The sequence below is a fragment of the Streptomyces sp. NPDC051987 genome (genome assembly GCF_040680735.1).
GTDB lineage: Bacteria > Actinomycetota > Actinomycetes > Streptomycetales > Streptomycetaceae > Streptomyces.
Genome location: NZ_JBFAXI010000063.1, coordinates 19,636 through 45,283, shown reverse-complemented (window position 1 = coordinate 45,283; position 25,648 = coordinate 19,636). Strand labels below are relative to the sequence as shown.

22 protein-coding genes are annotated in these 25,648 nt (G+C 74.0%); 10 read left to right on the top strand and 12 right to left on the bottom strand.

The window, feature by feature from the left end; genetic code table 11:
- Positions 1-11: 11 nt before the first annotated feature.
- The 4 genes from AB0M11_RS28395 to AB0M11_RS28380 all read right to left on the bottom strand — a co-directional run bounded on the left by AB0M11_RS28395 (position 12) and on the right by AB0M11_RS28380 (position 3,505).
- Positions 12-446: an RNA polymerase-binding protein RbpA gene (locus tag AB0M11_RS28395; RefSeq protein ID WP_365710359.1), complete on the bottom strand. Its 435-nt coding sequence runs from the start codon at positions 444-446 to the stop codon at positions 12-14.
- Between the two features lie 255 nt (positions 447-701).
- Positions 702-2,048 (bottom strand): MFS transporter, encoded by a 1,347-nt coding sequence (locus tag AB0M11_RS28390; protein ID WP_365710357.1) that lies wholly within the window; start codon positions 2,046-2,048, stop codon positions 702-704.
- A 39-nt stretch (positions 2,049-2,087) separates the two neighbouring features.
- The gene (locus AB0M11_RS28385; RefSeq protein WP_365710356.1) at positions 2,088-2,855 is read right to left on the bottom strand and encodes a glycerophosphodiester phosphodiesterase; all 768 of its coding nucleotides are present in this window, start codon (positions 2,853-2,855) and stop codon (positions 2,088-2,090) included.
- On the bottom strand, positions 2,852-3,505 hold the full coding sequence (locus tag AB0M11_RS28380; RefSeq protein ID WP_365710354.1) for a hypothetical protein: 654 nt from the start codon (positions 3,503-3,505) through the stop codon (positions 2,852-2,854). Before AB0M11_RS28380 ends, AB0M11_RS28385 begins: the two co-directional genes overlap by 4 nt.
- Positions 3,506-3,606: 101 nt before the next feature.
- On the opposite strand from AB0M11_RS28380, the gene AB0M11_RS28375 reads away from it, so the two are divergent.
- On the top strand, positions 3,607-5,109 hold the full coding sequence (locus AB0M11_RS28375) for a PLP-dependent aminotransferase family protein (protein ID WP_365710352.1): 1,503 nt from the start codon (positions 3,607-3,609) through the stop codon (positions 5,107-5,109).
- 207 nt (positions 5,110-5,316) lie between these two features.
- Here AB0M11_RS28375 and AB0M11_RS28370 read toward each other — a convergent pair whose 3' ends face one another.
- Both AB0M11_RS28370 and AB0M11_RS28365 read right to left on the bottom strand, forming a co-directional pair.
- Positions 5,317-6,873: a hypothetical protein gene (locus tag AB0M11_RS28370; protein ID WP_365710350.1), complete on the bottom strand. Its 1,557-nt coding sequence runs from the start codon at positions 6,871-6,873 to the stop codon at positions 5,317-5,319.
- A gap of 36 nt (positions 6,874-6,909) precedes the next feature.
- Entirely contained in the window at positions 6,910-7,104 is a 195-nt protein-coding gene (locus tag AB0M11_RS28365) for a hypothetical protein (protein ID WP_046731976.1), read from the bottom strand.
- Between the two features lie 283 nt (positions 7,105-7,387).
- Between AB0M11_RS28365 and AB0M11_RS28360 the strand changes: the two genes are divergently transcribed.
- Both AB0M11_RS28360 and AB0M11_RS28355 read left to right on the top strand, forming a co-directional pair.
- Entirely contained in the window at positions 7,388-7,780 is a 393-nt protein-coding gene (locus AB0M11_RS28360) for an ankyrin repeat domain-containing protein (RefSeq protein ID WP_365710348.1), read from the top strand.
- 301 nt (positions 7,781-8,081) lie between these two features.
- On the top strand, positions 8,082-9,500 hold the full coding sequence (locus AB0M11_RS28355; RefSeq protein ID WP_365710346.1) for a HEAT repeat domain-containing protein: 1,419 nt from the start codon (positions 8,082-8,084) through the stop codon (positions 9,498-9,500).
- Between the two features lie 107 nt (positions 9,501-9,607).
- On the opposite strand, the gene AB0M11_RS28350 is transcribed toward AB0M11_RS28355, so the two are convergent.
- Positions 9,608-9,826 carry a hypothetical protein gene (locus AB0M11_RS28350; protein ID WP_365710365.1) on the bottom strand — a complete coding sequence of 73 codons (219 nt, stop codon included), beginning with the start codon at positions 9,824-9,826 and terminating at the stop codon, positions 9,608-9,610.
- On the opposite strand from AB0M11_RS28350, the gene AB0M11_RS28345 reads away from it, so the two are divergent.
- From AB0M11_RS28345 to AB0M11_RS28335, 3 genes are read left to right on the top strand one after another with little or no spacing between them, the layout of a single operon-like run.
- A complete protein-coding gene (locus AB0M11_RS28345; RefSeq protein ID WP_365710344.1) occupies positions 9,728-10,858 on the top strand; it encodes a glycosyltransferase family 1 protein in 1,131 nt (376 codons plus the stop codon). The genes AB0M11_RS28350 and AB0M11_RS28345 overlap by 99 nt on opposite strands.
- Positions 10,855-12,060, top strand: coding sequence for a glycosyltransferase (locus tag AB0M11_RS28340; protein WP_365710342.1), 1,206 nt, complete (start codon positions 10,855-10,857; stop codon positions 12,058-12,060). The genes AB0M11_RS28345 and AB0M11_RS28340 overlap by 4 nt, the downstream gene beginning before the upstream one ends.
- Entirely contained in the window at positions 12,057-12,908 is an 852-nt protein-coding gene (locus tag AB0M11_RS28335; protein WP_365710340.1) for an SGNH/GDSL hydrolase family protein, read from the top strand. The genes AB0M11_RS28340 and AB0M11_RS28335 overlap by 4 nt, the downstream gene beginning before the upstream one ends.
- Positions 12,909-12,941: 33 nt before the next feature.
- Here the strand turns inward: AB0M11_RS28335 and AB0M11_RS28330 are convergent, their stop codons facing one another.
- From AB0M11_RS28330 to AB0M11_RS28310, 5 genes are all read right to left on the bottom strand, one after another.
- Complete coding sequence (locus AB0M11_RS28330) at positions 12,942-13,811, bottom strand: biotin-dependent carboxyltransferase family protein (protein WP_365710338.1); 870 nt, start codon at positions 13,809-13,811, stop codon at positions 12,942-12,944.
- Positions 13,808-14,425 (bottom strand): allophanate hydrolase subunit 1, encoded by a 618-nt coding sequence (locus tag AB0M11_RS28325; RefSeq protein ID WP_365710363.1) that lies wholly within the window; start codon positions 14,423-14,425, stop codon positions 13,808-13,810. The genes AB0M11_RS28330 and AB0M11_RS28325 overlap by 4 nt, the downstream gene beginning before the upstream one ends.
- A 98-nt stretch (positions 14,426-14,523) precedes the next feature.
- Positions 14,524-15,282: a 5-oxoprolinase subunit PxpA gene (locus AB0M11_RS28320; RefSeq protein ID WP_365710336.1), complete on the bottom strand. Its 759-nt coding sequence runs from the start codon at positions 15,280-15,282 to the stop codon at positions 14,524-14,526.
- A gap of 19 nt (positions 15,283-15,301) precedes the next feature.
- Positions 15,302-16,150: a putative hydro-lyase gene (locus AB0M11_RS28315; RefSeq protein WP_365710334.1), complete on the bottom strand. Its 849-nt coding sequence runs from the start codon at positions 16,148-16,150 to the stop codon at positions 15,302-15,304.
- The gene (locus AB0M11_RS28310; protein ID WP_365710332.1) at positions 16,147-17,466 is read right to left on the bottom strand and encodes an MFS transporter; all 1,320 of its coding nucleotides are present in this window, start codon (positions 17,464-17,466) and stop codon (positions 16,147-16,149) included. Before AB0M11_RS28310 ends, AB0M11_RS28315 begins: the two co-directional genes overlap by 4 nt.
- 157 nt (positions 17,467-17,623) lie before the next feature.
- On the opposite strand from AB0M11_RS28310, the gene AB0M11_RS28305 reads away from it, so the two are divergent.
- The 4 genes from AB0M11_RS28305 to AB0M11_RS28290 all read left to right on the top strand — a co-directional run bounded on the left by AB0M11_RS28305 (position 17,624) and on the right by AB0M11_RS28290 (position 25,618).
- Positions 17,624-18,319 carry a GntR family transcriptional regulator gene (locus AB0M11_RS28305; RefSeq protein WP_365710330.1) on the top strand — a complete coding sequence of 232 codons (696 nt, stop codon included), beginning with the start codon at positions 17,624-17,626 and terminating at the stop codon, positions 18,317-18,319.
- A gap of 137 nt (positions 18,320-18,456) precedes the next feature.
- On the top strand, positions 18,457-19,986 hold the full coding sequence (locus tag AB0M11_RS28300; RefSeq protein ID WP_365710328.1) for a hypothetical protein: 1,530 nt from the start codon (positions 18,457-18,459) through the stop codon (positions 19,984-19,986).
- A 100-nt stretch (positions 19,987-20,086) separates the two neighbouring features.
- Positions 20,087-20,956 (top strand): hypothetical protein, encoded by an 870-nt coding sequence (locus AB0M11_RS28295; RefSeq protein ID WP_365710326.1) that lies wholly within the window; start codon positions 20,087-20,089, stop codon positions 20,954-20,956.
- 60 nt (positions 20,957-21,016) lie between these two features.
- Positions 21,017-25,618 carry a hypothetical protein gene (locus AB0M11_RS28290; RefSeq protein WP_365710324.1) on the top strand — a complete coding sequence of 1,534 codons (4,602 nt, stop codon included), beginning with the start codon at positions 21,017-21,019 and terminating at the stop codon, positions 25,616-25,618.
- The last annotated feature ends 30 nt before the right edge of the window (positions 25,619-25,648 follow it).

Genomic DNA, 25,648 nt, shown 5'->3' with positions numbered 1-25,648 from the left:
CACGGCGACCCTCACCGGGCGCGAGAGTCCCGAGGTACGCCAGGTCTTCGACGACCTGTACGCGTCGAACCTGACCAAGGAGCAGGACATGATCGAGGATGAACCGCGATGTTCATCGCCCCGGAACGCAGTACCGCCAGACGCTCCTCAAGGACCTCTTCGAGTTCCTCACGGGTGCGCCGCTCCATCAGCATGTCCCAGTGGGTACGCGCGGGCTTGGCCTTCTTCTCCTCAGGGCCGTCACCGTCCACGAGGAGTGCCTGGGCCCCGCAGACCTTGCACTCCCACTCCGGCGGGATCTCCGCCTCGACCGAGAAGGGCATCTCGAACCGGTGCCCCTTCTCGCATGCGTACTCCACGGCCTGGCGCGGGGCCAGGTCGATACCGCGGTCCGTCTCGTAGCTGGTCACCACGAGGCGCGTACCGCGAAGAGCTCGCTCACTCATGAATCGTGCCTCCCGGGCTTGTCGCCCACAGGACAGGTGTCGCTGTCGTCGTCATCCGGTCAACGTCCGGTCGGCGGTAAAGATTCCCGTTCCGGGTCATGCGTCGCCGTCGTAGCCGCCCCTTGTTGTACCCACCAGCGCCCGGTTTGTCACATCTGCTAACGGATGTCACCCAGCGTTTCGGCATCTTTGACGCGCAGTAACGGTACGCCTGGCAGGCCAAACGCGTACACTACCGCCCTTCCGCGTTGAACGCTAAATCTTCTGCGGGACCGGGTTGCCGGCCTCGCCGATCGCCCGTCGCACCGGCACCCGCGCGAGCAGCGCGAACCCGATCACGAAGAACGCCACCAGCGAGATGATCGCCGAGCGGTAGCTGCCGCTCAGCTGGTAGGTGATCCCGAACAACAGCGGTCCCAGCCAGCTCATCCCCCGATCGCTCATCTCGTACGCCGCGAAGTACTCGGCTTCTTTCCCGGGCGGTACGAGATGGGAGAACAGCGAGCGGGACAGGGCCTGGCTGCCGCCGAGCACGAGGCCGATGCCGGCCGCGAGGACGAAGAACCACACGGGCGCCCCGGCCGGCAGGAAGTACCCGGCCGCCAGCGTCACCGTCCACGCCACGAGCGACCCGAGGATCGTGTGCTTCGCGCCGTAGATCCTGGCCAGCCGCCCCATCGTCAGGGCACCTGCCACGGCAAGCACCTGCACCAGCAGCACGGCACCGATGAGCGTCGACTGGCCGAGCCCGAGCTCCTCGGAGCCGTACACGGACGCCTGGGAGATCACGGTCTGGATGCCGTCGTTGTAGACGAGGTACGCCAGCAGGAAGGAGAGCGTCAGCGGGTGGCGGCGCATGTCGCGCGCGGTCGCCAGGAGCTGGCGCAGTCCGGGCGCCGTCCCCGCGGCCGCCCTGCCGCCCCGGTCGCGCAGCCGCCGCAGCGGCACGAGGGTGAAGGCGCCCCACCACAGGCCCGCCGCGGCCAGGCAGATACGGACCGCTTCCGTCTCGGAGAGGCCGAAGGAGTCGCGCGCCGAGTAGAGGACCAGGTTGACGATCAGCACCAGGGAGCCGGACGCGTAGCCGAAGGCCCAGCCCCGGGAGGAGACGGTGTCGCGTTCCTCGGGCGACGCGATCTGCGGCAGGTAGGAGTTGTAGAGCATCAGGGCGACGGACTGGGCGGCGTTGGCGACGACCAGCAGCACTCCGCCGAGCAGATAGCGGTCGCCGTCCAGGAAGAACATGCCCGTCGTCGCCGCGGCCCCGGTGTACGCGGCGACGCCGAGCAGCTGCTTCTTGCGGCCGGTACGGTCGGCCGCGCTGCCCACCAGGGGCATGATCACGACCGCGAGGAGCACCGACAGGGAGACCGAATAGGCGAAGAAGGAGCCCGCCCGGACCGGGACGCCGAACGGATGTACATAGCCGTCGGCGTCCGCCGCGTGGCCGGCGACCGACGTGAGGTACGGGCCGAGGAACACGGTGAGGACGCTCGTCGAGTAGACCGAGCACGCCCAGTCGTAGAAGTACCAGCCGCGCTGTTCGCGCCGCAGTTCGGCGGTCTCGTCGACGACCCCCGTCCGCACGGTCTCGGTGCCCACCCGTGCCCTCGCCTTTCCCGCAGCGGTACCGCGCGCGCCTCAGAACCAGACGCCGCGCTTCTGCATGACCTCGCGCAACGTGTCGATGTGATCGGTCATGATGCCATCGACACCCAGGTCCAGCAGCCGGTGCATCCGCTCGGGTTCGTTGACGGTCCACACGTGGACGTGCAGCCCGCGCGCGTGGGCGGCGCGCACGAAGCGCCGGTCGACCACCGGAACCCCCGACTGGGACTCGGGCACCTGGGCCGCGACCGCCGACCGGCGCACCGCCGCCGGCAGGCCCCAGGAGCGCAGCCGCAGTCCGACCACACCGCGGGTGCCGAACGAGGTGGCCAGGCGCGGCCCGGCCAGTCGCTGCGCCCGCAGCACCCGCGCCTCCGAGAACGAGCCGACGCACACCCGGTCGTAGGAGTCCGTCCTCTCGATCAGGTCCAGGAGCGGCCGCAGGGCCGGCTCCGCCTTGGCGTCCACGTTCCAGCGGACGTCAGGGAACTCCTCCAGCAGCTCCTCGAAGAGGGGCAGCGGCTCGCGGCCCGCCACGCGCGCGTGCCGCACGTCCTGCCACGGCAGGTCGGCGATCCGGCCGGCCCCGTCGGTGACCCGGTCCAGCGTGTCGTCGTGGAAGGCGACGAGCCTGCCGTCCGCCGTGGCGTGCACATCGGTCTCGATGTACCGGTAGCCGAGTTGGACCGCGCGCCGGAACTGCGCCACGGTGTTCTCCAGGCCGTCCGCGGCTCCGCCGCGATGGGCGAAGGGGATGGGGCCGGGGTGGTCCAGGTACGGGTGGCGGGTCGGCGTGCTCACGGACGCAGTATCGCGCGCTCGGGTGACCCGGTGGCAACGACCGTACTGCGGCCGGATGCCGTCGGGACGGCGAACACCTTCAGGAACAGCTGCGCGAGCGGGCCGATGGACACGGCGTAGAGGAGGGTGCCGGCGCCGACCGTCCCGCCGAGCGCGAAACCGGTGAGGACCACCGCCACCTCGATCGCCGTCCGCAGCAACCGGATCGAACGGCCGGTGCGCCGGTGCAGCCCCGTCATCAGGCCGTCCCGGGGGCCGGGCCCGAAGCTCGCGGCGATGTACAGGCCGGTCGCCGCCCCGTTCAGCACGATTCCGGCGGCCATCAGCGGAATCCGCACGGCGAACGCGTGCGCCTCGGGGAGGACGGCGAGCACGGCGTTCATGGCGAGGCCGATGACGAAGACGTTGGAGACCGTGCCGAGGCCCGGCCGCTGACGCAGCGGGATCCACAGGAGCAGTACGGCCGCCCCCACGACGATCGACACCGTGCCGATGCTCGTCCCGGTGTGCTTCGCGAGGCCCTGGTGCAGCACCCCCCAGGGCTCCAGTCCCAGGCCTGCCGCGACGAGCAGCGCGGAACTCACGCCGTACAGCGTGAGCCCCGCGTAGAGCTGGACCAATCGCCGTCCGAGACGGTCCTGCGTGGACAAGGGATACCCCCTGGGTGGTGACGGTGGCCTGACTCATGTCACTCTGTGGCTTGGGGAAGAGTGCCATCCATGGCCAATTCGGGGAAGGTGGACTGATTCTCATGGCGCAGTGGACCTCGGCGGTGGGGCCCGCTCAGCTCGCCCGGCTGCTCACCTCGCAGCAGGACCGCCCGGCCGGCCCCGGCACCCGGCGCCCGCCCGCCTATCGCGCCCTCGCCGACGGCATCCGGCTGCTGGTCCTCGAAGGCCGCGTCCCCGTCGCCGCCCGGCTGCCCGCCGAACGCGAACTGGCCCTCGCCCTGTCCGTCAGCCGTACGACGGTGGCCGCGGCGTACGAGGCGCTGCGTGCGGAGGGCTTCCTGGAGTCCCGCCGGGGCGCAGGCAGCTGGACCGCCGTCCCGGCCGGCAACCCCCTTCCGGCCCGCGGCCTGGAGCCCCTGCCCCCCGAGGCGCTCGGCTCGGTGATCGACCTGGGCACCGCCGCGCCGCCCGCGCCCGAGCCGTGGCTGACCCGCGCGGTCCAGGGCGCCCTGGCGGAACTCCCGCCGTACGCCCACACCCACGGCGACTACCCGGCCGGGCTTCCGGTCCTCCGGTCGATGATCGCCGAGCGCTACACGGCGCGCGGCATCCCCACCATGCCCGAGCAGATCATGGTGACGACCGGTGCCATGGGCGCCATCGACGCGATCTGCCATCTCTTCGGCGGCCGCGGCGAGCGCATCGCCGTCGAGTCGCCGTCCTACGCGAACATCCTCCAGCTGATGCGGGAGGCGGGTGCCCGGCTGGTGCCGGTGGCGATGGCCGAGGGGCTGGGCGGCTGGGACCTGGACCGCTGGCGCCAGGTCCTGCGCGAGGCAGCGCCCCGCATCGCGTACGTGGTCGCCGACTTCCACAACCCCACCGGGGCGCTCGCCGACGACGACCAGCGGCGCCGGCTGGTGGACGCGGCCCGCTCGGCGGGCACGGTGCTCGTCGCCGACGAGACGATGAGCGAGCTGTGGCTGGACGACGACGTGGAGATGCCCCGTCCGGTGTGCGGCTTCGACCCGGCCGGCTCCACCGTCATCACCGTCGGCTCGGCCAGCAAGGCGTTCTGGGCGGGCATGCGCATCGGCTGGGTGCGGGCGGCTCCCGACGTGATCCGCAGCCTGGTCGCGGCGCGGGCGTACGCCGACCTCGGCACGCCGGTGCTCGAACAGCTCGCGGTGAACTGGCTGTTCAGCACGGGCGGCTGGGCCGAGGCCGTCGACCTGCGCCGGAGCCAGGCCCGCGAGAACCGGGACGCCCTGGTGGCGGCGGTCCGCCGGGAGCTGCCGACCTGGGAGTTCGAGGTGCCGAAGGGAGGACTGACCCTGTGGGTCCGGGCGGGGGGCCTGTCCGGCTCGCGGCTGGCCGAGGCGGGGGAGCGGGTCGGGGTGCGCGTCCCGTCCGGTCCGCGGTTCGGGGTCGACGGCGCCTTCGAGGGCTATGTGCGGCTTCCGTTCACCGTCGGGGGAGCGGTGGCGGAGGAGGCGGCGAGCCGACTGGCGGCGGCGGCGCGGTTGGTGGAGTCGGGGGCGAGCGGAGGGGGCGCAGAGTCGCCGCGGTCCTTTGTGGCGTAGCGGCGGGGCGGCTCCGGCAGTTCTTCGGCCGCGGTGCGCGGGGGCCGGTCGCGCCCGCGCGGCGGAGCCGCACAGTCCGTTCGGCACAGCGCCCTCTGACGGGGCGCTGTCCGGCCGTGTCTCTCACGCCTTGGCGCGGGCAGGCGCCGCCGGGGCGGCGCGGGTGGGCGCGGGGCGCCCGGCGAGCGCCGGTGAGCGTCCCCCGGCTCAGGCCTCGGCGACGGCCGCCTCCAGGGGCACCTCCTGCTCCACCACCCCGCTCCGCGGCGGCAGCAACGCCAGGACCGCCTCCCGGTCGACCTCGCTCGTCGCGTCGTCGTACGGATCCGGAGTCGCCGGCACCTGAAGCCGCAGCACCGGTCCGTGCCCCAGCCGTGCGTACCCCCGCCCCGGCGGCACCTGGGCCAGCGGCGTCGTGTGCGGGGGAGCCCCCAGCGCCGCCGTCAGCTCGTCCGGCAGCGCCGCTCCCAGCACGACACGCGCGCGCGTGTGCTGGCGTACCGCCTCGCTCAGCGCATCCGCGCTGTCGAGCTGCTCGGCGACCACCACCGTGACATTCGCCGCGCGGCCGTGCCGGAGCGGGACCTGGAGGAGGTCCTGCGGGTCCTGCCGGGCGTCCGCCGCGGCCAGGTGGACGAAGGCGCCGGGGCGGTCGAGGAGGATCCACAGGGGGCGCCGGCAGTCGTCCGGCGGCGGGTGGCCCGCCTGGCGTGCGCGGTTGAGCGTGACGAGCCGCCGCTCCGTCTCGTTCGCCGCCCACTCCAGGCTGGCCAGTGCCCCGGTGAGCCCGCACTCCACGGCGAGGACCCCGTCCCGGCCGGCGAGGCACAGGTACTCGCCGCTGCCGCCGCCCTCGACGATGAGCACGTCGCCGTACTGGAGGGCCTGCAGGGCGACGGACCGCAGCAGGGTCGAGGTGCCGCTGCCGGGGCGGCCCAGGACCAGCAGGTGCGGCTCGGTGGAGCGGGCACCGGTGCGCCAGACGACCGGCGGCACGTCACGCTGCTCCTCGCCGTACGCGAGGGGGAGCGTGCGCTGGACCTCGCTGGGGTCGGTGAACCCGAGCACGGTCTCGCCCGGCGCGGTGACGAAGCGCTGGGCGGCGATGTCGGTGGGCAGCGGGGCGAGGACGGTCACCGTGAGCCGGTTGCCCTCCTCGTCCCACGCGAAGTGGTACTCGCGGCCGCGCCCGGACTTCGCGGTGAGCAGGTTCTCGATCCGCGCGCGGGCCGCGGGCTCACCGTCCGGGAAGTACGCGGGGTAGCGGAGCAGGAGCTGGCCGAGGCGGCCCGCGTCGTCGAACTCGTGGGAGAGGAAGGCCTTCTCCCACTCCCCGCCGTGCGCGTACAGCGGCGCCGGGTCCTCGGCGGCCGAGAAGTACGGCACCAGGGCCTCGTACAGGGACTGGAGCCGCTGGGTCTGCGACTCGTCGGGGCCCTCCGGCGGGGGTGGGGTGCGGTCCCGGCCCTGCCAGGCGCTCGCCGCCATCAGGGTGATGACGGCGAGCAGTGGTCCGTACGGCACCAGCGCCACGACCAGGACGACCGAGGCCGCCAGGAAGAGCAGTGGCCCACGCTTGTCCTTCGGGGTCTGAGCCCATCTGCGCCGCCCGGCGGAGGCCAGCCGGCCCAGCCCGCGCGAGACGGTGATCAGCGGATGCAGGACGTCGGTGGCGCTGTCGGCGGCCGTCCGGGCCAGCTCCCGGCTCCGGACGAGCTGTGCGCTGCCGTTGCTCAGAATGCGGGGAAGAGGGCGCCGGGCCACTGCTGTCTCCTCATGGTGCGTACGGGCCGAGGGGGGTCAGAACTTGATGCCGCCGAGCAGGCTCGCCAGGCTCTCGCCGCCTGCCTTGATGCTCGGTGCGATGGCCGTGCTGGCGAGATAGAAACCGAAGAGTGCCGAGACCGTGGCGTGCGACGGCTTCAGTCCGTCCTTGCGGAAGAAGAGGAAGACGATGATGCCGAGCACGATGACGCCTGAGATGGAGAGGATCATGTGAGATCTCCTGGTGTCGAAGGGGGACAGTCACCATGAGTTCTTCCAGGATCACAGCAGGTATCCATATGATTAAAGGTGCAATCGGGTGAATGTCGCAGAAATTGCCCCTCTTGGCGGATCGCTCCCGTCCCTGTGATCTTTACCTCGGGCAGATCCGGTCATGTTCACCCTGGCCCAGTAGGCTGGCGGTTCACTCGTACGGCCGCGCGGCCCGCCCGTTGCCGTACGCTCCCTCCGTCCACGTACGTCCCCACAGCGCACAGGAGAGGTGGTCCGGCCGATGAGCGAAGCCCCCGACCCCGAGGTCGTGGAGCTGGCGACCAAGATCTTCGATCTGGCCCGGCAGGGGCGGACCGAAGCGCTCGTGGCGTACCTCGACGCAGGCGTTCCGGCCAACCTCACCAACGACCGCGGCGACTCCCTCGTGATGCTCGCCGCCTATCACGGTCACGCCGACGCGGTCCGCGAGCTGCTCGCCCGGGGCGCCGAGGCGGACCGGGTCAACGACCGAGGTCAGACGCCACTCGCCGGAGCGGTTTTCAAGGGCGAGACGGACGTCGTCAAGGTGCTGGTGGAGGCCGGCGCGGACCCCGCGGCGGGCACTCCGTCCGCCGTGGACACCGCCCGGATGTTCGGCAAGGCGGAGGTTCTGGAACTGTTCGGCACCTCCTGACCCATCTGTTCTGACCAGCTAAAACACACAAAACGGGGGAGGCGGTACAGGGCCGCCGAAATTTCGGTCGCGGCAGGTCGAAGTGCCGAGTCATCATGACGTCGTGATTCACGGACGCGGTGGCTGGGCAGGTGTTGCCGCGCCGCGCGGACCGTGATGCGGCCCGCATGGGCCACTGACGAGAGGCAGAGAGAAATGGTCTACAGCAAGCAAGAGACGGCGGGCGCCCCGACGTTGTGTCACGCGGCCAGGTAGTGCGTGTTCTCCGGTTGCGTCGACGCTTGATGTGAGGCTGTTTCCCATGTTCGATCCGGTCATAGCGCCCAGCGGCACGCTGCTCGGCCTGCTTCAGCGGGGCCGCGGCGACGGCACGCTGCACGCGCTCACCGCCCCGCGCGCCGAGGCGCTCGCGGCGCTGAACCACTGTGTGCTCAGCGATCCCCGCCACGACTGGCAGGTGGAGAACCGCTCCCTGTACTACGCCCGGCTCTACCTCGACCTGCACGGCGAGCTGGACGCCATCGAGGCGCACCTCTTCGACCCCGAGGACCTCCTCGACACCGAGGAGTCCCGCACCGGCCTCGCGCTGGCCGTGCTCGGGCACCTCGCCTCCTACGGCAGGCGCGACGCGCTCGCACTGCTGCGCAGATACGCCGCCACCGGCTCGAACTGGGCCTGGGCCCTGGACGAACTGGCGCTGCGCGACGACGACGCGGGCCTGCGCGCCCTCGCCGCCCCGGTGCTCGCGCGCTTCCCCACGGATGCCGAGGGCGAGGCCGAGCTGGCCGCCGCCGTACGGGACGCGTTCGAGCCACGGCCCTGGCGGCTGTGGGCCGAGGATCCCCGGGAACCGATCGCCGCGCGCGTGCGTGCCGCGCAGGAGACCGGCTGTTTCGACCGCTGGCAGCGGCAGATGCGGCCGTCCGGGCCCCGTCCGGGGTGGAGCGTGCGGGCCGTCTTCGAATGGGCCCAGCAGGGCGTCGACCGCGGCGCGGCCCTCCACGTGCCGGCCGCTCGCTGTCTGGTCGCCGTCGCCGGGCCCGAGGACCGGCCGGAGATCCTCCAGGCCGCCAAGGACGGCACCGACGGAGCCCGTTGTACCGCCCTGCGGTACCTCGCCGACAGCAACGACCCCGACGCGCTGAACCTGATCGAGGTCGCGGTGGCCGACGGCACGGCCGCCGTCGTCGAGGCCGCCGTCGACGCCTTCGAACGCATGCGCAGTATCGCCGCCGTCGAACGCGCCCGCGGCTGGGCCCGCCGGCCCGACGCCCTCGGCGCCGCCGCGGGCCGGATGCTGGCCTGCCGGGGCGGCACCAAGGACAGCGAACTGGTTCTCGCCGCGCTGCGGGAAACCGTCCGGGGCGAAGGCCCCGACGCGCCGGGTCTGTGGACCCTCGTGGACGGCACCGGACGCCTCGGCATCGTCTGCGCCGCGCCCGTGCTGCGCCACGTCTACCGCGAGACCGCCTCGTCCCACCTGCGCGGCCGCGCCGCCCGCGCCCTGGCCGCCACCGACCCCTCCTTCGCCGCCGGCTTCGCCGTCGAATGCCTGTGGGACTGCGAGGAGACCACCCGCGAACTCGCCGCCCGGCACGCCGAGACCGGTGACGCCCGGGTCGTCGAACGGCTCCGCCGGCTCGCCGCCGATCCCGCCGAGGAGGCGGAGGTGCAGACGGCCGTACGCAGCCGCATCGGACCGGACCCGGCCGCCATGTGACCCGCGCTGCCGGGGATCTCTGCCCCACCACGGGAACCACGGGGGATCCCGTACACGTTCCCTGCGCGGACGACTGCTCGCCGGGTGAACGACGGGTGACCGGCAGGTCAGCCGGGCATGGCCACCGGCTGGCCCGCTCGGGTGTGCAGGGCAACGCTCATGGGACGTTTAACAGCCGGAAAGATCCACTTTGACGCGGCCACGTCCAGCACGGCGACAACACCGGTATGCGTGTCGTCATCGTGACCGAATCCTTTCCCCCCGATGTGAACGGCGTGGCCCACTGCGCGCTCCAGACCGCCCGACACCTCGTCGACCGCGGTCACGCTCCCCTCGTCGTCGCTCCGGCCCCCGCCCCCGGAAACAGGCTCGCCGCGGCCGCCGCGCCCTGCCCTGTCGTCCACGTCCCCTCCCTTCCGCTCCCGGGCTATCCCCAGGTCCGCGTGGCTCTCCCCAGCCGCAAGCTCGCCGCCGCCCTGATCGAGCACCGCCCCGACGTGGTGCACCTGGCCAGCCCCTTCATCCTCGGCGTCCGCGGCATGGCCGCCGCCGCCCGGCTCGGCATCCCGGCCGTCGCCGTCTACCAGACCGACCTGGCCGGATATGCCCGCACCTACGTGGGCGCCGGAGAGGCGGCCGCCTGGCGCCGGATCCGCTCCGTGCACGGCGCCGCCGACCGCACCCTCGCCCCGTCCACCGCGTCGATCAGCGACCTGGAGGCGCACGACGTTCCGCGCGTCCAGCTGTGGCAGCGCGGCGTGGACACCGTCCGCTTCCGCCCCGAGTTCCGCGACGAGGCCCTGCGCCGCGAGATCGCCCCCAACGGCGAGGTCATCGTCGGCTACGTCGGCCGCCTCGCCCCCGAGAAGCAGGTCGAACTCCTCGCCGGGGTCTGCGGCCTGGAGGGCGTGAAGGTCGTGATCGTGGGCGACGGGCCCGCCCAGGCCCACCTCACCGAGGCGCTGCCGGGCGCGGTCTTCCTCGGCCGCCGCACCGGCGGCGACCTCGCCCGGATCTTCGCCTCGTTCGACGTCTTCGCGCACACCGGCCCCTTCGAGACGTTCTGCCAGACCGTCCAGGAGGCCATGGCCAGCGGGGTCCCGGTGGTCGCGCCCGCCGTCGGCGGCCCGATCGACCTGGTCGACCACGGCCGTACCGGATTCCTCGTGCCGCCGCGCGACGCCGGTGCCGTACGGGAGGCCGTGGCCTCCCTCGCCGCCGACGCCGGGCTGCGGGCCGCGTTCGGCCGCGCCGCGCGGACCACGGTCGAGGGCCGCACCTGGGCCGCCGTCGGCGACCAGCTGATCGGCCACTACGAGGACGTGCTCGCCGCGCGCCGGCCGGTGGTGGCGGTATGAGCGTCACCTCGCCGGGACCGCTGCGCGTCGTCCGGCTGGCCAACTTCGTCGCCCCCGCCTCCGGCGGTCTGCGCACCGCCCTGCGCGAGCTCGGCAAGGGCTTCGTGGCGGCCGGACACGAGTCGGTCCTGATCGTGCCGGGCGAGCGCTACTCGGACCGGTACGAGGAGCAGGGCCGGGTCATCACGCTGCCCGGCCCGCTGCTCCCCGGCACCGGCGGCTACCGCGTCCTCGTCGACAAGAAGCGGGTCCAGAGCCTCCTGGAGCGCCTCGCCCCGGACCGCCTGGAGGTGTCCGACCGCACCACCCTGCGCTGGACCGGCCGCTGGGCCCGGCGCGCCCGGGTCCCCGCCGTGATGGTCTCCCACGAGACCGCCGACGGGGTCCTGCGCACCTGGGGCCTGTCCGAGAACATGTCCCGGCGCACCGCCGACGCCCTCAACATCCGCACGGCACACACCTACGCGCGCGTGGTGTGCACCACCGAGTTCGCCGAGCGCGAGTTCGTCCGCATCGGCGCGCGCAACGTCGTGCGCGCCCCGCTGGGCGTCGACCTGGTGGGCCGCCACCCCTCGCTGCGCGACCTCGACCTGCGGGCCCGGTACGCGCGCGAGGACGAGGCACTGCTCGTCATGTGCTCGCGGCTGTCCGTGGAGAAGCGACCCGGCACCGCCGTCGACGCCGTGGAGGCACTGGCACGGCGCGGGCGCCGGGTGGTCCTGGTGGTCGCCGGCGACGGGCCGCTGCGGGAGCGTCTGGAGCAGCGGGTGCGGGAGCGCCGGCTGCCGGTGACCTTCCTGGGGCACGTCTCCGACCGGGACAGCCTGGGCGCGCTGCAGGCGTCCGCCGACGTCGCCCTGGCGCCGGGACCCGCGGAGACCTTCGGGCTCGCGGCCCTGGAGGCCATGGCCTGCGGGACGCCCGTGGTCGCCAGCGCCTCCTCCGCGCTCCCCGAGGTGATCGGGTCCGCCGGGGCCACCGCGGCCGACCGCGGCGAGGCGTTCGCCGACGCCGTGGAGATGCTCCTGGAGCGGCCAGGCGCCGAGCGCCGGGACACGGCACGCGCGCGTGCGGAGTGCTTCGGCTGGGGAACGGCCGTGGAGGCCTTCCTCGCCGCGCACGACGCGCCGGTGCTGTGCCGTCGTGACGACAACGGAACGGCGGCACCGGTCCGTCGTGTCGTGCCGGAGGGCGTGGCATGAGAGCGGTTCGCTTCGTGGCGCTCGGGGACTCGCTGACCGAGGGCGTGGGCGACCCCGCCGGCGACGGGTGGCGCGGCTGGGCCGCGCTGCTGGCCGGCGGACTCGCCGCGACGGACGTGGAGTTCACCAACCTCGCGGTCAGCGGGGCGCAGACCCGGGACGTGCTGGAACGCCAGACCCCGGCCGCGCTGGAACTGCGCCCCGACATCGTCGCCGTCGTCATCGGCGTCAACGACACCCTGCGCTGCACCTTCGACATCCACGCGGTGGCCGAACGTCTTGACAAGGTCTACGCCGCACTGACCGCGCAGGGCGCCACCCTGCTCACGGCCTGCCTCCCCGACCCCGGCTCCATGTGGGGACTCCCCGGCGCCCTGTCGCGCCCGCTGGCCCGCCGGGGACGCGCGGTCAACATGGTGGTGCACGCCCTGTCCGAGCGGTACGGGGCCGTCCACCTGCACGCGTCGGAGGGCGCCTGGCTCACCGACCGCGCGATGTGGAGCGCGGACCGGCTGCACCCGGGGGAGCGGGGGCACCGGCAGCTCGCCGTCCGCTTCCATGCCCTGCTCGCCCCGCTGGGCATGGCGACGGGGACGGCGCCGTCCCCCGAGCCCGAGTTCCCGCCGCCGACGACGAAGGCGAGTCTCCTCTGGCTGGCGACGGCCGGCACCGCGTGGGTGATCAGGCGGTGCCGGGACCTGCTGCCCCAGCTGTTGCGGCTGGCCGTCGACGAGATGCGCCACCGCCGCCGCGGCACCAGCGCCCGCCTGGACCTCAGCGCGTCCGCCGCGGTCTCCGCCGCGCTGGCCGCCCTCCAGCCCCCGGAGCGGCCCGCCGACGCCGCGTGAGACAGGGCCGCATACGAGGACGTCCGAGACGGCTCAGCGACGGCGCACGGCCACGAAGCGGACCGGGATGCCCGGGACCGCCTGGGCCACCGCCGAAAGGTCGGCGGCGCGCACCACCGCGATCACCGGATAGCCGCCGGTGGTCGGATGGTCCGCCAGGAACACCACCGGACGGCCGTCGGGCGGAACCTGCACCGCGCCCAGGACCATGCCCTCGCTCGGCAGCTCACCGGGGCGGGCCCGCTCCAGGGCCGGGCCTTCCGTGCGCAGCCCGATCCGGTTGCTCGCCGGTGACACGCGGTACGCGCGCGAGGTGAACGCCCGGACGGCAGCGGGTGTGAACCAGTCGGCCCGCGGGCCGAGCGTCACCCGCAGCACCAGCTCCGTCGGCGGCGACGGCTGCGGCACGACGTCCACGCGCGCGTGCGGGCCCACCGGTGCGCCCAGCGGCAGCACGGCGCCGTCCGCCAGCGGAGCGGGACCGAGCCCGGAGAGCAGATCGGTGGCCCGGCTGCCCAGCACCGGCTCCACGGCGATCCCACCGGAGACGGCCACATAGCTCCGGACGCCTGACCGGGCCGCGCCCACCTCCAGCAGCTCCCCGGCCGGAACCACGACGGGCGCGCCCCAGGCCGCCGGACGCCCGCCCACCGTGACCGGGCACGGCGCACCGCCGACCGCCACCACGACGGCCGAACGCGGCCGCACGGCACATCCGCTGAGCGTCGTCTCCAGAACGGCCGCGCCCGTCCCGTTGCCCACCAGCCGGTTGACCAGGGCCGCGGCGGGCGCGTCCAGCGCCCCGGAGCGCGGCACCCCCAGGTGCGCGTGGCCGGGCCGCCCCCGGTCCTGCACGGTGGTCAGCGCACCGGCCCGTACGACGACGAGCGCGCGGTCGGTCATACGTCCCCCACCGGCACGAACCGCACCCGCGTCCCCGGCGCCAGCAGGGCGGCCGGCACCCGCGCGTGGTCCCACAGCACCGCGTCCGTCGTCCCGATCAGCTGCCAGCCCCCCGGCGAGGATCGCGGGTACACACCGGTGTACGGCCCGGCCAGCGCCACCGCGCCCGCGGGCACCGCGGTACGCGGAGTGGCGCGGCGCGGCACGTCGTAGCGGGCCGGGAGACCGGTGAGGTAGCCGAAGCCGGGAGCGAAGCCGCAGAAGGCGACCGTGAACTCGGTCGCCGCGTGGATCCGGGCCACCTCCGGCTCGGTCACCCCCCAGTGCGCGGCCACGTCGGCGAGATCCGGGCCGTCGTACCGCACGGGGAGCTCGACGGCCGCCCGCGTGCGCGGGGGAGCGGGCGGGATGACGGCGGCGGCCAGCTCGGTCGCCCGCCGCGCCGGGTCGTCCAGGCCTTCGAGCAGGACCGTGCGGGCGGCGGGCACGATCTCGCGCACCGTCAGGGAGCCCTCCGCGCGACGGCGCAGCAACTCGGCGTGCAGGGCCTGGGCCGCGGCGCCGGAGCCGACCTCGACGAGAAGGGCGTCGTCGCCGACCGGGTGGACCGCCACGGGCGCGGCCGACCGTGGGCCGGTGCCGGTGCCGGTGCCGGTGCCGGTGCCGGTGGTGCTGCATTTGCCGGTGGTGCTGCCTTTGCCGGTGTCGGTGCTCATGCGAACGCCGCCACGGTCACGCCCGCCGCCGTGAGCCGCGCGCGCACCCTGCGGGCCAGCTCCACGGCGCCCGGGGTGTCGCCGTGCAGACAGAGTGAGCGGGCGCGTACGACGATGCGCGCGCCGGAGTGCGAGGTGACCGCGCCGGAGCTGGCCAGTTCCACCGAGCGCTGCACGACCGCCTCCGGGTCGCTCACCACCGCGCCCTCGCGCCCGCGCGGGACCAGCGTCCCCTCGTCGGTGTACGCGCGGTCCGCGAACGCCTCCGTCACGGCCGGCAGACCCGCCTTCGCCGCCCGCGCGAGCAGCCGGGAACCGGGCAGTCCCAGAACCGGCAGGGAGGAGTCCGCGAGGAGCACGCCGTCGACCACCGCGGCGGCCTGCTCCTCGTCGTGCACGACCCGGTTGTAGAGCGCGCCGTGCGGCTTCACGTACGCCACGCGGGCGCCGGCGGCACGGGCGAAGACCTCGAGGGCGCCGATCTGGTAGGCCACCTCGGCCGCCAGCTCGGCGGGCGGCACGTCCATCGCGCGCCGCCCGAACCCCGCCAGGTCCCGGTAGGACACCTGGGCGCCGATCGTCACCCCCCGCTCGGCCGCCAGCTCGCACACCCGCCGCATGGTCGCCGCGTCCCCGGCATGGAAGCCGCAGGCCACGTTGGCGCTGGTCACGACGGACAGCAACCGCTCGTCGTCGGTGAGCCGCCAGCGGCCGAAGCCCTCGCCGAGGTCGGCGTTCAGGTCGATCGAGGTCATGGATGCGCTGTCTCTCCTGTCAGGCCACGCGGTACTGCTCGTCGCGGGCGTCGCTGATGAACATCTGGCCCGGCGCGTGCGTGATGGCGAACGGCGGCCGGGAGGCCGTCACCGCCGCCTGCGGGGTCACCCCGCACGCCCAGAACACCGGTATGTCGTCCGGATCGGCCTCCACCGGGTCGCCGAAGTCGGGCCGCCCCAGGTCGTCGATGCCGAGCGCCGACGGGTCGCCGCAGTGCACGGGGCCGCCGTGCACCGCCGGGAGCAGACTGCTCTCCCGGATCGCGGCGGACAGGTGCTGCGGCGGCACCGGGCGCATGGAGACCACCAGCGGCCCCCGCAGCCGTCCCGCCGGACGGCACTGCCTGCTGGTCACGTACATGGGCACGTTCCGGCCCTGCTCGACGTGGCGGATCGGGACCCCGGCCCCGGCCAGCGCCCACTCGAAGGTGAAGCTGCACCCGAGCAGGAACGACACCAGATCGCCCCGCCAGTACCCGCGCACGTCCGTCGGCTCGTCCACCAGCTCCCCGTCCCGCCACACCCGGTAGCGCGGCAGGTCGGTGCGCAGATCCGCGCCCTCGGCCAGTTCCGTGCCGGTCGCACCCGCGTCGGTGACGTCGAGCACCGGACAGGCCTTGGGGTTGCGCTGGCAGAACAGCAGCATGTCGTACGCCCAGTCGGCGGGCACCGAGATCAGGTTGGCCTGGGTGTGACCGGCCGCGACCCCGGCCGTGGGGCCCGTGAGCCCCTCCCGGAAACGGTCCCGGGCGCTTCTCGGGCTCCACGCGCGCGCGTGCTCGTCGACGCGGGTGACGGGAAGGTCGTGCGCGGCCGGGGCGAGCAGCCGCTCCTGCGTACGGTTCACGCCAGTTCCCTTCCGCGCGTCTCCGGCAGCCCGAAGAGGGCCAGGGCAGCCAGTGCGTAGCCGGCCGCGCCGAAGACCAGCGCACCGCCCACGCCCCAGCTGTCGGCCAGGAAGCCCACCAGGGTCGGGAAGACCGCGCCCACCGCGCGGCCCGCGTTGTAGGTGAAGCCCTGCCCGGTGCCGCGCACCGCCGTCGGGTACAGCTCGCTCAGGTACGAGCCGAAGCCGCTGAAGATCGCCGACATGCAGAAGCCGAGCGGGAAACCGAGCACCAGGAGCAGGGTGTTGGCGCCGCCCGGGATGTTCGCGTACGCCAGCACGCAGACCGCCGACAGCGCCGCGAAGAGCCAGATGTTGCGCCGCCGGCCCAGCCGGTCGGTGAGGTGACCGCCGGTCAGATAGCCGAGGAAGGCCCCCGAGATCAGGAAGGCCAGATAGCCGCCGGTGCCGACGACCGACAGACCGCGCTCGGTCTTGAGATACGTGGGGACCCAGGTCGCCAGCGTGTAGTAGCCGCCCTGGACGCCCGTGGACAGCAGGCCCGCGAAGACGGTGGTGCGCAGCAGACCGGGCGCCTCGGCCGTGCCCGGCCGGAAGATGGCGGTGAACGAGCCGCGACGCGGGCTCCGTTCGCGTACCGCGACCGCCTGCGGGGCGTCGTGCACCCGGCGGCGCAGCCACACCACGAGAAGTGCGGGCAGGGCGCCGGTCCAGAACATCACCCGCCAGGCCAGGGCGTCCCCGACGAACGAGAAGACCAGGGTGTACACGATCGCGGCGAGCGCCCAGCCGACCGCCCAGGAGCTCTGGACCGCGCCGAGCGTGCGGCCGCGGTGGCGGGCGCTCGCGTACTCGGCGACCAGGATCGCGCCGACCGCCCACTCGCCGCCGAAGCCGAGGCCCTGGAGAGCGCGGAAGACCAGCAGCGTCTCGTAGTCCGGGGCGAAGCCGCAGGCCACCGTGAAGACCGCGTAGGTCACCACGGTGATCATCAGCGCCCGGACCCGGCCGACCCGGTCGGCGAACACGCCCGCCGCGGCGCCGCCCACCGCGGAGACCACCAGGGTGACGGTGGTGAACAGGCCGGTCTGACCGCTGTCGAGACCGAAGTACGCCGCGAGCGCGACCATGCTCAGCGGCAGGGTGAAGTAGTCGTACGAATCCAGGGCATATCCGCCGAAAGCACCGGCGAACGCATGCCGACCGTGCGGGCCGAGGGCGCGCAGCCAGCCGAACGCGCCGTCCTCGGCGGTGTGTTCACCCCTGTCCGGGGGTGCGTCGGAGGGCAGGGCCTGCCGTGGAGGAGTCGTGCTCATGGGCACCTCGCAGGTGAGGGACGGAGGGTGCGGGGACTGAGCAGTGCGGGGCCGTGCGGGGTCGTGCGGTGAGCGTGAGGAGCACCGTAGAGGATCGTTCAACGATCCTTCAATACCCGCGTTGTTTCGTTCCTGCGTCTGCGGTTGAATTCCGGGCATGGCAGAGCAGCTGACGGGACTGGCCGACGACCGCGCCCTCCTCGGGCGGACCAGCACCGCCGAACGGGTCTCCGACATCCTTCGAAGCCGTATCGCCGAGGGCTACTTCCCGCCGGGCACCCGCCTGTCGGAGGACGGCATCGGCGGTGCGCTCGGCGTCTCCCGCAACACCCTGCGCGAGGCGTTCCGGCTGCTCACCCACGAGCGCCTGCTGGTCCACGAACTCAACCGGGGCGTGTTCGTCCGGGTCCTGACCGTCGAGGACGTCGAGGACATCTACCGCACCCGCGTCCTCGTCGAGTGCGCCGTGGTGCGCGGCCTCGGCGAGCCGCCCTACGCCCTTCAGGCCCTGTCCGCGGCGGTCACCGAGGGGCAGTCCGCGGCCGCCGCGGATGACTGGAAAGCGGTGGGTACGGCCAACATCCATTTCCACCGGGAACTGGTCGCCCTGGCCGGCAGCGAACGCACCGACGAACTGATGCGCAGCGTCTTCGCCGAGCTCCGCCTCGCCTTCCACGTGGTCGACGACCCCCATGCCCTGCACGAGCCGTACCTGACCCGCAACCTGGAGATCCTGGAGTCGCTGCAGCGCGGCGCCAGGCGCGAGGCGGAGCACCTGCTGGAGACCTATCTCACGGACTCCCTGGAACGAGTGGTGGAGGTCTACCGCCGCAGAGTCGACAGCGCTCCGTGAGGTTCAGCGCCCCCGCACCGCAGCGCCCTGTAGACGACCCGCACGCCGGCGCACCACCCGCAGTTGCCCGGCGCTTCCGGCGGGCCCGCTCCGCGCCGTTTGGGCCGATGTCAGACCCAGGACCTAGTCTGTGCACCGTGACTTCGCCTGCATCGACGGACAGCGTTCCGCCCCAGCTCAGCGCGGGGCCGCGCCCCGCCCCGGGCCCGGCCGCCGACGAGGGGCTGGCGCGGCGGCTGCGCGCGCTCGCCTGCACGGCGCCGCTGCACGACCTCGACGCGCGCAAGGCGAACCTGGCCGGCGAGTACTCGGTGTACGGCATGGCCGAGGTGGCCCTCGCCGCCATCGACCTGGTCACCCTGAACATGGACTTCGACACCGGCGCCGACCACGAACAGATCGTCGCCCGGCTGATCCCGCGCATCTCCGCCCAGGCCCCGCACCGCCCGGTCGCCGAGCACGAGCGGGTGGCCCGCTGGGTCCTGGAGAACCTGATCAACGTCGGCAGCGTCGACCGCGGCTTCCGCGCGGTGTACGGCACCTTCGCGCCGGACGGCTCGTACGTCCGCCGGGACTACGACTTCAAGCTCATCGAGGAGGTGCCCGGTCCTGGCGGCACGGTGTACCTCCGTACCACCGACGAGGCGGTCAACGTCCTCGTCGGCGCCCTCGACACGGACGTCACCAGCGCCCAGATCGCCGCCGAGGTCAAGCTGGAGGTGCTGATCAACCGCGGCCGGCTCGCCGACGCCCAGCTCGCCGCGGAGCAGGCCCGCTACCGGACCGTGCAGTACTCGGAGAGCCTGCGCCGGGCCCTGGAGGCCACCCGGCGCAACGTCCGCGCGGTGGACTGGCTCAACGCCGTCCCCGACATGATCGCCGAGGCCCTGGACCACGTCGCCGACCGGTACCGGCACGAGAACGCGATCCTCACCAACATCCGCAAGGCCCGTGACGAGACCGAGGACCCGGAGAACAAGCGGCGCGCCGCCGAGCTCGTGGACATCGTCAAGGACTGCATCCGCCGGCACACGCAGCTGCAGTCGCGGCTGCTGGAGGCCGGACCGCTGTTCCGCGCGGAGCAGGACCGGCAGGCGTTCGCCACGCCCATGACCACATCGGGGACGGACCTGTACGGGCACCTCCTCGCGCCGCTGCTGCCGTTGCCGCTGGAGCAGGCGGGCCGGGTCACGGCAGCGTTCTTCGCGCACGGGACCGGGCTGCGCACCCCCGTGTCGGTGCGGGTGGGCGACCTCGTCGACATCCTGCTGACGCCGCCGGTGGAGCGCGAGCACCTGGGTGCGGAGATGCCGGAACCGGACCTCATCGCCACGCCCGACGACAGCCGGTTCAGCGAGGAGCAGTTGGCCGACGCCATGCGGTTGCTGGACCTTCCGGCCGATGCGCCGCGGCGGTTGTCGGGGCTGCTGGCGGAGGCGCGGCGCGTGGGCGGCGAGGAACTGGCCTACCTGGTCGCCTTGCTGGCGGTGCACGCCGCGAGCCCGGCCGTGGGCACGGCCTACCGGCAGGGCGAGGAGAAGCTGCTGTTCGCGGTGGACGACGGCACGCAGCTGGACGACCCGGGGTTCGGCGGTGCCGATCTCATCGTCGGGACGGCCCTGCTGGACGCTGCGGGGATGGCCGCGGACCGGACCGAGGCGGCCTGATGCCGGATGCCGGGTGCGGGCTCGTGGGGGCTGGTCGCGCCGTTCCCCGCGCCCCTGAGGGAGTGCCACTGCCGCTTGCTTACGAGATCAAGGAGTTGTTGTGAGCGAGTACGTCGACGCTGAGGTGTCTGCTGGGGCGGCGCCCGCCGCCGTCACGCCCGCCGATGCCGCCGACGCCGCTCGGCTCGTCGCCTTCGGGCTGCAGCCCAAGGTGCAGCCCGCGCGTGACCAGGAATACACCGAGCTGCTGCGGCGGTACCGGGAGGACCCCCCGTTCGCGCGGCTCGCCGACGCCGTCGCCGCCGGACTGGGGCTGGTGGTCCTGGAGGTGTCGCCCCGCGCGGGGATGGCCGTGACCGCCGCCGAGGACTCGGTGTTCGCCGTCCGCATGGGCGACTACGCGCGTCGTACGTCGGCGGACGGCAGCGACCGGTTCCTGCACGGACTCGCCCATCTCGCCGTCGCCGCGCTGGCGTTCCCGCGTCCCGAGGACCTCGCCGACGACGGCTACATCGGGCGGATCACGGTCAACGGCGTCGACGCCTTCGTCCGGCAGGCCTGCCGCAGGCTGGAGGAGCGGGCCGAGCAGGCGGGGGAGAACACCGACCCGGCCACCGACGCCCCCGGTCTGGAGGCCGCCTGGCGGATCTGGGCCAGACGCAGTGCGACCGGCGCCACCAAGGACGCCCGCCGGCTCGCCGGATCCACCACCGGCATCATCGGCAAGGCGGTCGCCTTCCTCACCGACTCCGGCTTCCTCCAGCGCACCGGCGACGACCAGGGCGGCACGTACCGCACGACGGCCCGCTACCAGCTCCAGGTCCGGGACATGGCCGGCAGCGCCGCCATGGCCGAGCTGCTGGAGCTCGGTGTCGTCCCGGTCACCGACGGCACGGCCAGCCTGCTGCCCGCCGCCGACGCCGAGGACCTGGACCTGGTCGCCGACGCCGGCCTGCCGTTCCACTCCTGAGCCGCTCCTGAGCCGTTTCTGAGCCGTCACCACCCTTTCCCACGTCTTACGAGAGTCGCCATGTACGAGCTGTCCCGGGTCCGCCTCTACTCCATCGGGCCCGCCGGTGCGCGCTACGCCGACACCGTGCTGGACCTGCGCGGCGTCGGCGAGCCCGTGCCCGACCCCGCCCCCACCCAGGCGGAGTTCTTCGAGGAGGAGCCGGTCGGCCCGCCGCGCCGGCCCGCCCCTGCCGGCGTGCTCTTCCTGGAGAACGGCGGCGGCAAGTCGGTGCTGCTCAAGCTGATCTTCTCGGTGATGCTGCCGGGGCACCGGAACACCCTCGGCGGCGCCAGCTCGGGTGTGCTGCGCAAGTTCCTGCTCGCCGACGACTGCGGGCATGTCGCCCTGGAGTGGCAGCACACGCTCACCGGCGAGTGCGTGGTCGTCGGCAAGGTGAGCGAGTGGCGCGGCCGCCAGGTCTCCAACGACCCGCGGAAGTTCGCCGAGGCCTGGTACTCGTTCCGGCCCGGCCCCGGGCTCTCGCTGGACAACCTGCCGGTCGCCGAGTCCACCGCCGTACGGCAGCCCGTGGAAGGCACCTCGGGCGCCCAGGGGCGACGGCGGACCATGAAGGGTTTCCGGGACGCCATCACCGAGGCCGGCAAGGCGTACCCGCACCTGGACGTGTACTGGGAGGAGACCCACGACCGCTGGATCGAGCACCTCGGCGACCTGGGCCTCGACCCCGAACTCTTCCGTTACCAGCGGGAGATGAACGCCGACGAGGGCGAGGCCGCCGGCCTGTTCGCGGTCAAGAAGGACTCCGACTTCACCGACCTGCTGCTGCGAGCGGTGACCGACACCCGGGACACCGACGGACTCGCCGACCTGGTCGGCGGCTTCGGCAACAAGCTGGGGCGGCGCGCCGAGCTCATCGCCGAACGCGACTTCACCGCCGGATCGGTGGACCTGCTCGGCCGGATCGTGGAGGCCGCTCAGGCGCGGTCGCGGGCCCGCGAGATCCACACCGGCGCCGAGCGCCGCACCCGTACCCTGGCGCGGCGGTTGTCCGCGCGGGGCGTGCGGGAGCGGGTGCGCGCCGCCGACCTCGCCCAGCGGGTCACGGCCGCCGCCTACGCCGTCACGCACTCCGAGGGCGCCCGCGAGCGCAGCGCGCTGATCGCCGCCGAACTCGCCTACCGGCACGCCTCCCTGGCGCTGGCCGTCGGTGAGAAGTCCGCCGCCGCGCAGAAGCGCGAACTGGCCGACGCGCGGACCCTGCACTCCGCCTGGCAGGCCGCCGAGGCGGTGCTGCGCCACCGCGCCGCCGCCGACCGCGTCGCGCGCGTGGCCGCCGCCATCCAGGAGGCCGAGCGGGACGCGGCTCCGGCCCTCGCCGCCCGCGCCAAGGCCGCCGTCGAGCTCGTACGGGCGCTGCACGCGGCCGCCGAGGGCGCCGACCACCTCGCCAACGAGGAGGAGGAGCGGTCCGCCGCCCTCCAGGAGCTCAGCGACACCGCACACCGGGACTCGACCGCGGCCGCCACCGATGCGCAGCGCGCCCGCAGCGAGGCCGGCCACCTGCGCCAGCGTCTCGGCGAGGTCGAGCAGGAGACCGCCGAGGCGGTCCGCGCGGGCTGGCTCGACGACAGCACCCCGGACGCCGACCCGGCCAGGGCCGCCCTCGCGGCCAGCGACGCCGAGAAGACGGCCGTGGCCGCCTGGGACACCGCCCGGGAGGCCTCCCGCCGGGCGAGCGAGCACGCGCGCGAGACCGCCTCGGCCGAGTCCCGCGCCGAACTCACCGCGGCCCGCGCGGCGGACGCCGCGACGGCGGCCGAGCGGACGTACGACGCCGAGAAGCGGCTCGCCGAGGCCCTGGCGGGCGAAGAGCGGCTCGCCGAGCTGCTGGGCCTCACGGGCTCCCGTACGGCCGTCCCGCGTCCCCGCCACGAGCGTGGCGACGACACGCTCACCCCCGAGGAACTCGACCGGTTCGCCGACGAGTTGCGGGAACTGCTCGACGACGCCGTCGGATCCGCCGAGCGGCATCTGTTCGAGCTGCGGACCGCCGCCGCCGACGATGCCCGGATCCTCGGCGCCCTGGGCGACGGCGGTCTGCTGCCGCCGGGCCCCGACGTCCTCGCCACCGTCGAGTTCCTCGGCGAGCACGGCATTCCGGCGCTGCCCGGCTGGCGCTACCTCGCCCAGGCCGTCGATCCCGGCGACCACGCGCGCGTGCTCGCCGCTCGCCCCGAACTCGTCGACGGCGTCATCATCACCGACCCCGACACGCACGCCCGCGCCCGCGAGGCGCTCGGCGAGGCGGCCCTGCTGCCGCGCTCAGCCGTGGCCGTCGGCACCGCCGCCGCCCTGCTCGCGCCGACCCCGGCCGCCGATGCCGCCCCGGGCGACGTGTTCCTCGTACCGCCGAACCCGGCCATGCACGACGAGCGCGCCGCCGACGAGGAGCGGCAGGCCCTGCGCGCGCGGGCCGCCGACCGGGACATGGAGATCCGCACCCTCGCCGCGCGGCTGGGCAAGGACCGCGAACTGGCCGCCCGGCTCGCCTCCTGGCGCACCGGCTGCCCGGCCGGGCGGCTCGTGGAGCTGGCCCAGGAGGCCCGGGACGCACGGGTGTTCGCGGAGGAGGCCGAGGCCGAACTGGCCGAGGCACGGGCCGCTCGGGCGGAGGCCGAGGAGGCCGCCGCCGAAGCCGCGCAGGTGCGCGACGAACGACAGGAGGGGGCCCAGAAGGCCCGGCGCGCCGCCGACGCCCTCGCCGGCCTCGCGTTCCGGCTGCGCGAGCGGGCCGGCTGGCAGGTCAAGCTGCGGGAACTCGCCGACGAGGCCGCCGAGTCGGAGGCCCGCGCCCAGTCCTGCCTGGAGCGCGCCCGCGCCGCCGACGAGGACCGGCGGGCCGCCCAGCGCGCCGCCGACGACGCCCGCCGCACCGCCCGCGCGCTGCGCGCCGAGCGCTCCGAGATCGCCGGCGCCCCCGACGAGGTGCCCGAGTCCGACGAGGACGCCCCCAGGTCCTCGTCCTCCCTGCCCGCCCTGCGCGAGGCCTACCGGGCCGCCTCACAGCTGTACGAGAAGGTCGGCGTCGGCGCCGACCTGCGCGCCGAGCAGGCCCGTGCGGAGAGCGACGAGAGCGCCGCCCTCGCGGAACTGGAGCGGCTCAGCAACAAGGTCCGTACCCGGGCGGAACAGCTGCTCCAGTCGCCCGACGGCTCCGACGGGCCCTCCCGGCAGGCCGCCGCCGCCCGGGCGGAGGAACTGGTGCAGCTCCTGGAGACCCGCATGTCCACGGCGAGCGAGCAGCTCGGGCGGCTGCGCGGCGAGGCCGAGCGGCACGCCCCCGAGGACGGCGAGGCGCACACCGAACTCCCCGCGGAGCTGCAACCGCGCGACGCCGAGCACGCACAGGCGCTGCTGCGCACGGCGACGGCCGAACTGGCCGCACGTACCGAGGCGTTGGCCCAGGCCCGGGAGGCCCACGCCGAGCTGCTGGACGCGCACCGCGCGGCCGAGGACGCGGCGGGCGGCTTCGAGGAGACCGCGGCCATGCTCCGTGATCTGCTGCGTGAGCACATCGCCGACGACGAGCAGGAGGAGCCCGAGCCGTACCCCGGCACTCTGGAGGAGGCCCGGCACTCCGCCGCAGAGGCCCGCAGGTCACTGCGCGGCTGCGCGGGTGACCTGTCCGCCGCCGAGGCCGCCGTCCGCGAGGCGAGCGACGTCCTGGTCCGGCACGCCAACGCCACCCGGTACGAGGCGGTGCGGACCCCCGCGCGTCAGCAGATCCGTGAACTGCCCGCCTCCGCGCTGCCCGAGCACGCCCAGAAGTGGGCCGACGCCTTCGCGCCCCGGCTGCGGGTGCTGACCGACGAACTGGCCCAGCTGGAGCGCAACCGGGACTCGATCGTGGACCGGCTGCGCGGGCTCGTCGAGTCCGCGCTGGCGACCCTGCGCTCCGCCCAGCGGCTCTCCCGGCTGCCCGAAGGGCTCGGTGAGTGGTCCGGGCAGGAGTTCCTCCGCATCCGCTTCGAGGAGCCCGACCAGGCCACGCTCACCGAGCGGCTCGGCGAGGTCGTCGACGAGGCCACCCGGGCCGCCGTGAAGAAGAACTCCGATCTGCGGCGGGACGGCATGTCCCTGCTGCTGCGGGGAGTCGCGGCCGCGCTGCATCCCAAGGGCGTCGCCGTCGAGATCCTCAAGCCGGACGCGGTGCTGCGCGCCGAGCGGGTGCCGGTCGGGCAGATGGGAGACGTGTTCTCCGGCGGACAGCTGCTGACCGCGGCCATCGCCCTCTACTGCACGATGGCCGCGCTGCGGTCCAACGACCGGGGACGCGACAAGCACCGGCACGCGGGGACGCTGTTCCTCGACAACCCCATCGGGCGCGCCAACGCGACGTACCTGCTGGAGCTGCAGCGGGCCGTGTCGGATGCCCTCGGCGTGCAACTGCTGTACACGACAGGGCTGTTCGACACCACGGCGCTGGCCGAGTTCCCGCTGGTCATCCGGCTGCGCAACGACGCGGACCTGCGGGCGGGCCTGAAGTACATCAGCGTGGAGGAGCACCTGCGCCCCGGGCTGCCCCAGCAGCCGCAGGCGGGGGAGGCCGGGCACAGCGAGATCACGGCCACGCGGATGTTCCGCAAACCGTCCGTCTGACGGTCCCTTTCCCCGCCCGGTACGGCGGTC